The 7,162-nt window shown below is 75.7% G+C and carries 6 protein-coding genes and 2 pseudogenes; 3 read left to right on the top strand and 5 right to left on the bottom strand.

Annotation, left to right across the window (positions count from 1 at the left end; all coding sequences use genetic code 11):
* Positions 1-976, bottom strand: a 976-nt coding sequence (locus BJF88_RS06445) for an MFS transporter (protein WP_158068889.1), incomplete at its 3' end; no start/stop codon positions are given.
* Positions 977-1,460: 484 nt separating this feature from the next.
* Between BJF88_RS06445 and BJF88_RS23195 the strand changes: the two are divergent.
* Together BJF88_RS23195 and BJF88_RS18920 are read left to right on the top strand one after the other, a co-directional pair.
* Positions 1,461-1,595 (top strand): annotated as a pseudogene (locus tag BJF88_RS23195) (ArsR family transcriptional regulator); the annotation flags it as partial.
* A gap of 104 nt (positions 1,596-1,699) precedes the next feature.
* A complete protein-coding gene (locus BJF88_RS18920; RefSeq protein WP_255371815.1) occupies positions 1,700-2,098 on the top strand; it encodes a hypothetical protein in 399 nt (132 codons plus the stop codon).
* Between the two features lie 38 nt (positions 2,099-2,136).
* On the opposite strand, the gene purN is transcribed toward BJF88_RS18920, so the two are convergent.
* The gene (purN, locus tag BJF88_RS06430) at positions 2,137-2,724 is read right to left on the bottom strand and encodes a phosphoribosylglycinamide formyltransferase (RefSeq protein WP_369824501.1); all 588 of its coding nucleotides are present in this window, start codon (positions 2,722-2,724) and stop codon (positions 2,137-2,139) included.
* 224 nt (positions 2,725-2,948) lie between these two features.
* On the opposite strand from purN, the gene BJF88_RS06425 reads away from it, so the two are divergent.
* Complete coding sequence (locus BJF88_RS06425) at positions 2,949-3,563, top strand: cytochrome d ubiquinol oxidase subunit II (protein WP_139315939.1); 615 nt, start codon at positions 2,949-2,951, stop codon at positions 3,561-3,563.
* 3 nt (positions 3,564-3,566) lie between these two features.
* Here the strand turns inward: BJF88_RS06425 and BJF88_RS23190 are convergent.
* The 3 genes and pseudogenes from BJF88_RS23190 to sucC all read right to left on the bottom strand — a co-directional run bounded on the left by BJF88_RS23190 (position 3,567) and on the right by sucC (position 7,023).
* Positions 3,567-4,569, bottom strand: a pseudogene (locus tag BJF88_RS23190) (DUF6350 family protein).
* A 371-nt stretch (positions 4,570-4,940) separates the two neighbouring features.
* Entirely contained in the window at positions 4,941-5,819 is an 879-nt protein-coding gene (gene sucD / locus BJF88_RS06415; protein ID WP_075828190.1) for a succinate--CoA ligase subunit alpha, read from the bottom strand.
* A gap of 34 nt (positions 5,820-5,853) precedes the next feature.
* On the bottom strand, positions 5,854-7,023 hold the full coding sequence (gene sucC / locus BJF88_RS06410) for an ADP-forming succinate--CoA ligase subunit beta (protein ID WP_075828189.1): 1,170 nt from the start codon (positions 7,021-7,023) through the stop codon (positions 5,854-5,856).
* Between the last annotated feature and the right edge of the window lie 139 nt (positions 7,024-7,162).

The following is a 7,162-nucleotide window of genomic DNA, read 5'->3' as shown; positions in this document are numbered from 1 at the left end:
CGAGCGCGGCGGCGGCGAGCGCGCACGCGTCGTCGGGCCACGTGTCGGGCGTGCCGACGCGCCACAGGGAGCGCACGGTCCCGAGGAGCGCGACGGTCGCGACGAGAAGGCCGGCGAGGACGACGAGCGCGACCTCGATCCCGTAGCGGGCGAGCAGGCCGCTGCCGACGAGCGGCACGAGCGGACCGGCGGCGAGCCCCGTGAGACCCATGACCGAGGAGAGCCGGCCCTGCAGCCCGGGCGGGGTGATCGCCGCGGCGTAGCCGGACAGGCCCGCGTTGACCGTGGGCACGAGCAGCACGGCGACGGGGAGGACGGCGAGGTAGGCGACGTAGGACTGCAGGAGGGAGAGCGCGACGGCACCCGCGGCGAGCACGCCGAGCGCGACGACGACGAGCGGACCCGCCCGGAACCGTGCGACGAGGCGCGGCGCGACGACGGCCCCGGCGAGCACACCCGCACCCACCGCGAGGTCCACGAGGCCGATGCGGACGGGGGCGGTGCCGGTGCGCACGAGCTCGAGGTTGATCCCCACCATGAGCCCGCCGAACGCCACGTTGATGACGACGAACAGCCCGAGCAGGGCGCGGAAGAGCGGGACGGACCACACGAACCGCAGGCCGTCACGGAGCGCCGCGACGGGGCGGGTGGCGCGCGCCTCGGCGAGGTCGCCGTTGAGGGGCTCGCGCACGAGCCAGGTGCACACCGCCGTGGCGAGGTGCCCGACGGCGGCGGCCGCGAGCGGCACGGCGTGCGCGAGGGCGTAGAGCGCGCCCCCGACGGGGCCGGCGAGCAGGCTCGCCGCCGCGTCGCGCCCCTGGGCGGCGGCGAGCGCGGTGGGCAGCTGCGGGACGGGGACCACCGACCGGAACGCGCCGCTCGTCGCGGGGTCGACGAGCGCCCCGACGACCGAGGCGCCGAACAGCACGGCCGCGAGGTGCCACGCCGTGAGCGACCCCGTCGCGGTCGCGACCACCGCCGTGGCCCACAACGCGCCCCCGCGCCCGCCGCCGCGACCACGAGCCGGCGCCGGTCGACGCGGTCGGCCAGGACGCCGGCGGGCAGCGTCGCAAGGAGCGCGCCCACCTGTCCGACCGCGGCGACGACACCTGCCTGGACCACGGACCCCGTGAGGCCGTAGGCGACGAGCGGCACGGCGAACAGGGCGATCCCCGCCCCCAGCGACTCGGCCGTGAGCCCCGACATGAGCAGCACGTAGGACCGGTTGCGCAGCAAGGGCCGCGCGACGGCGCCGGCGTCCCCGGCGCGTCCGGTACGGCACCGGTGGCTCGGGTGTCGCCGGGTCCCCCGGTCGGCGCGGTGGCGGGTCCCGCGGCGGGGACGGGAGCGGGACTCGGGACGGTCGGCATGCGAGCAACCTAATGTGCGCAATGACTCTTGCGCAATAGCGTTTGCGCACCTCTTCGTGCGCGCCGTCCTGTCGTTGCTAGCCTCGGCACGTGCTCGAGACCTTCCACGTCCACGACCCCGCGGCGCTGCGGGCGATCGCGCACCCGCTGCGGCAGCGGATCCTCACCGAGCTCGCCGTGCTGGGGCACGCCCGCGCCGCCGACCTCGCCCGGGCGATCGACGAGCCCGCGAACTCCGTGAGCTTCCACCTCCGGGTGCTCGCGCGGGCCGGGATGATCGTCGAGCGCCCGAGCACGCGCGCGACCGGCGCGACCGGGTCTGGACCAACGTGGCGGAGACCTACGCCGTGCAGCCGGACTCCCCCGGGGCCGTGCGCGACGTCGTCCGCCCTGCCCTGGTGTGGGCCGAGGAGAGCTTCGCCGCGGCCGCCGGCGGCCCGGCACGGGACGACCGCGTGCTCGCCCTGAGCAGTCTCGCGCTCACACGCGAGCAGGCCGGCGAGCTCGCCGAGGAGATCCAGGAGCTGCTGCGGCGGTGGTCGGACCGCTGGCTGTCCGAGGCCCGCGAGACGCCCGACGCGGACCGGCACACGTACCAGCTCCTCGCCGTGCTCGGTCCGCGCGCCGGCGACGCGCCGCACGGCGACGCTCAGGACGGCGACGCTCAGGACGGCGACGCTCAGGACGGCGACGCTGAGGACGAGGAGGAGCAGGGCGCCGAGGGCTGACGGCGCAAGCGGGCGCTGCCGCCGAGGTGCCTGCTGCCCTACCCCACGACGACGCGACGGCCCTCGACGCGCATCCCGCCGCGCGCGACGCGCCCGACGGTCTCGACCAGCAGCGCGCGCTCGGCGACCTTGATGCGCTCGTGCAGGCTCGACTCGTCGTCGCCGTCCTCCACCGCGACGACCGTCTGCGCGATGATCGGGCCCGTGTCCACGCCGTCGTCGACGACGTGCACGGTGCAGCCGGTGACCTTGACGCCGTAGGCCAGCGCGTCGCGCACCCCGTGCGCGCCGGGGAACGACGGCAGCAGCGCCGGGTGTGTGTTGACGGTGCGGCCGGCGAACCGCCCGACGAACGCGGGCCCGAGGATCCGCATGAACCCCGCGAGGACCACGAGGTCCGGCCGGAAGACGTCGACCGCCTGCGCGACGGCGGCGTCCCACGCGGCGCGGTCGGGGAAGTCGGCCGGCTCGACCGCCACCGCGGCCACCCCGGCGTCGCGCGCGAGAGCGAGCCCCCCGGCGGCCGGCTTGTCGGAGACCACGCCGACGACACGCGCCCCGTAGGCCGGGTCGTCGTGCGCCGCGAGGATCGCGGCGAGGTTGCTGCCCGCCCCGGACACGAGCACGACCACGCGCGCCGCGGGCGTGGACTCGACGGGGTGGCCGGAGGGCGTGCTGGCACGGGTGCTCCTGGGATGGAGAGGTGTCGGTTCGGGCCGGGGCACGGTGCTCCTGGGATGAGAGGTGTCGTTCGGGCCGGGGCCACGGGCGCGAGCCGGACGGCGACCGCGCACCACGACGCCCCGGTGGGAGAATGTACCGCGAGCCCGCCGCCGACCGAGGAGCAGTCTTGGGCAACCCCTACGCCCCGCCCCGTCCCGACGAGCCCGGACGCACCGCACCCGAGCGCCCGGTCGACGGGCCCGACGCCGGACGGGCGGCGCCCCGGCCGCCGGAGACCGGGCCCCGGCCGACAGGCCCCCGGCCCGCGGGGCCCACCGAGCCCGGGGGCGGGAGGACCGGGCACCGGCCGCCGGCGCGAGCGCCGGAGCCCGCTGCCGACCCCGAGAGCGCGCGACGCGCCACCCGCGCCGCGCTGCACTTCGGGCTGCTCATGCTGCTCGTCGTCGTGATCAGCGCGTTCCGCTTCCCGTGGCGCACGGCGGCGCTCGCGTTCGCCGTGTGGGCGATCGTCGTCGGCGTCCGGGCGCTCGTCGTCGCACGGCGCGCCCGGGTGCGCGGCGCCCTGGTCCCGGTGCTCGCCGTCGGCGTGGGCCTCGCGGCGCTGATCTCCGTCCAGTCGCTCGGGACGCTCGCGACGTGGCAGGTCGAGGCGGAGTACCAGCGCTGCCTCGACGGCGCGATCACGGTCTCGGCGGAGGAGCGGTGCGAGACCGAGCGGCTGCGGACGATCGAGGGGTGGGTGTCCGGCGTCACCGGCGTCCCGGCACCGGCACAGCCCTGACCCTCAGCGCCGACGGCCCAGCGGGTCCAGCCGGCCCCACGCGAGGGCCAGCGCCGCACCACCGCCGATCTCGGCGGCGCCGAGCAGCCCGACGAGCAGCGGGTCGGCACCGACGGCCGCGAAGCGGCCCGGCCCGACGGCCCCGCTGCCGAGCCACGTGCCGAGCCCCAGCAGGAGCCCGGTACCCGTGAGCACCCCGACGAGGGACAGCGCGACGTCGGACCAGCGCGCGTTCCCGGGGCTCGCGACACCGGCGGGACCGGGCAGCCGGCGCCAGACGTACGCCCCGGCCACGACCCCGAGGGCGACCACGACCACGGGCAGCCACGCGGTGAGCGCGCTCGCCCAGTCGTCGCCGGGCAGCGCCCCGAGCAGCGGGACGGCCGGCAGCGCACCGCTCTGCGAGCCGGACGCGGCGAACGTGCTGCCCTCCCCACCTCGAATCCGGGGCCGACGAGCCACGCCCCCGCCCACAGCACGAGGTTGGGGAGCACGGCGAGCTGGGACACGGCGAGCACGACGCCGCCCACGGGCCCGGGCGCGAGGCCGGTCACGATGTCCCCGGACGTCGCGCGCCCGGCGACGACCCAGGCGCCGACGACCACCGCCGAGAGGGCGACGAGGAGGCTCGCCCCCAGCAGCGCTCCTCGCAGGCCCAGCCGCAGGGGCGCCGGGAGCCACCGGTCCGCCCTGCGGGCGACCTCGGCGACGAGGGGTGCGTCCGGGCGCGCCAGGATCCCGGCGCCCAGCCCGACGGCGGCCACGCCCGCTCCCCCGACGACGGCGACGGCCGGCCCCCAGGCGTCGTCGTCCCGGCGAGCAGCGCGACGGCGAGCGTGAGCGCCGCGTACGTCGCGGTCCCCGCGGCCCACGCGGACAGCGCCGTGTGCGCGGAGCGCCGGGCGGAGGCGAAGCAGCAGAACAGCGCGAGCGCGGTGAGGCCGAGAGGGACGAGCGTGACGGTCGCGCGCTGGCGACGAGCGGGACGCCGTGGCCCAGCAGCCACAGCCCGGAGGCCACGGTCACCGACTGCCCCCAGCCGCCCGTCGCGTCGGGCGACGCGGCCACGTAGGCGACGACCCCGGGGAGGACGACCACGGCGAGCGAGAGGGCGAGGGCCTGCAGCGCGGCGAGCATCCCCGAGACGGCGCGGCGCGGTGCCACGGGCCGGGGCGCGGGCGCGCCCTCCACCGTGTGCGGGCGGGTCCGGCGGCCGGTCGTGGTGCTCATGTCCCTATCGTCCTCGATCGAGTGCGCGCTGCGGGTGATCGCTCTCGGCGCGCCAGCGTACCCGCCGGGGACGACGACGCCCCGCGCCCGGGTCGACCGGGGCGGGGCGTCGTGGCCGCGGGGGCGCCTCGGGGCGCCCCCGCGGGGTCAGGACAGGATCTCGCGCATGAGCGCGGCGGTCTCGGACGGCGTCTTGCCGACCTTGACGCCGGCGGCCTCGAGGGCCTCCTTCTTCGCCTGCGCCGTGCCGGACGAGCCGGAGACGATCGCGCCCGCGTGACCCATCGTCTTGCCCTCGGGGGCGGTGAAGCCCGCGACGTAGCCGACGACCGGCTTCGTGACGTTCTCCTTGATGAACGCCGCGGCGCGCTCCTCGGCGTCGCCGCCGATCTCGCCGATCATGACGATCGCCTCGGTCTCCGGGTCCGCCTCGAACGCCGCGAGAGCGTCGATGTGCGTCGTGCCGATGATCGGGTCGCCGCCGATGCCGATGGCCGTGGAGAAGCCGAAGTCCCGCAGCTCGTACATCATCTGGTACGTCAGCGTGCCCGACTTCGACACGAGCCCGACCTTGCCCGGGCCCGTGATGTTCGCCGGGATGATGCCGACGTTCGACTTCCCGGGGCTGATGATGCCGGGGCAGTTCGGGCCGATGAGGCGCACGCCGGCCTGCTGCGCGAGCGTGAAGAACTCCGCGGAGTCCGCGACGGGCACGCCCTCGGTGATGATGACGGTGAGCGGCATGCGGGCGTCGACCGCCTCCACGACGGCGGCACGCGTGAACGCCGGCGGCACGAAGATGACGGAGACGTCCGCGCCCGTCTGCTTCATCGCCTCTGCGACGGAGCCGAACACGGGGACGGTGACGTCGCCGGGGAACTCGACGCTCTGGCCGGCCTTGCGCGGGTTGACGCCGCCGACGACGTTCGTGCCCGACGCGAGCATGCGCGTCGTGTGCTTCATGCCCTCCGAGCCGGTCATGCCCTGGACGATGACCTTGGAGTCCTCGTTGATGAAGATTGCCATGTCTGTGTCTGTTCTCTTCTCGGTCGTCTCGGGCTCAGGCGGCGTGCGCGGCGGCGGCTGCGGCGTCGGCGCCGCCGTCCATCGTCTCGGCCAGCGTCACGAGCGGGTGGTTCGCCTCGGCGAGGATCCGGCGGCCCTCCTCGACGTTGTTGCCGTCGAGGCGGACCACGAGCGGCTTGTTCGCCTCGTCGCCGAGGATGTCGAGCGCCTGGACGATCCCGTTCGCCACCGCGTCGCACGCGGTGATGCCGCCGAAGACGTTGACGAACACGCTCTTGACCTGCGGGTCGTTGAGGATGACGTCGAGCCCGGCCGCCATGACGGCCGCGGACGCGCCGCCGCCGATGTCGAGGAAGTTGGCCGGCTTCACGCCGCCGTGCGCCTCGCCGGCGTACGCCACGACGTCGAGGGTGCTCATGACGAGCCCCGCGCCGTTGCCGATGATGCCGACCTCGCCGTCGAGCTTGACGTAGTTGAGGTCGTTCTCCTTGGCCTTCGCCTCGAGCGGGTCGGCGGCGGCCTTGTCCTCGAGCGCGGCGTGCTCCGCGTGCCGGAAGGAGGCGTTCTCGTCGATCGAGACCTTGCCGTCGAGCGCGACGACCGCGCCGTCCTCCGTCCGGACGAGCGGGTTGACCTCGACGAGCGTCGCGTCCTCGGCCTGGTACACCGTCCACAGCTTCTGGATCGTGTCGGCGACCGCGTCGCGCACGTCCTCGGCGAAGCCGGCGGCCTCGACGATCTCCGCGGCCTTCGCCGCGTCGATGCCCACGGTCGGGTCGACGGCGACGCGCGCGAGCGCCTCGGGCCGCTCGACCGCGAGCTGCTCGATCTCCATGCCGCCCTCGACGCTCGCCATCGCGAGGTAGGAGCGGTTCGCCCGGTCGAGCAGCACGGAGAAGTAGTACTCCTCGGCGATCTTGGCGCCGGCGGCGACCATCACGCGGTGGACGGTGTGGCCCTTGATGTCCATGCCGAGGATCTCGGACGCCTTCTCGGCGGCCTCCTCGGGCGAGTGGGCCAGCTTGACGCCGCCCGCCTTGCCGCGGCCGCCCGTCTTCACCTGGGCCTTGACGACGACCGTCCCGCCGCCGAGCTGCTCCGCGCCCGCACGGGCCTCGTCGGGCGTCGTCGCGACGACACCGCCCAGCACGGGCACGCCGTGCTTCTCGAAGATGTCGCGCGCCTGGTATTCGAACAGGTCCACCCTGCTGCGTCCTTCCGTCTGATGCGCCGTGAGCGGCATGACCGATGTCTCGACATCAAGACATCCCCGTACAGGGTAGCCCTCGACGCCCGGCGGGCCTACCGGGCCCGGGGGTCCGGCAGGCGGGGGCGGTGTTCGC

This window comes from Cellulosimicrobium sp. CUA-896 (genome assembly GCF_001942335.1).
Lineage (GTDB): Bacteria > Actinomycetota > Actinomycetes > Actinomycetales > Cellulomonadaceae > Cellulosimicrobium.
Note: the sequence above shows the minus strand (reverse complement) of the source record. Positions and strands in the feature narration are given on the sequence as shown.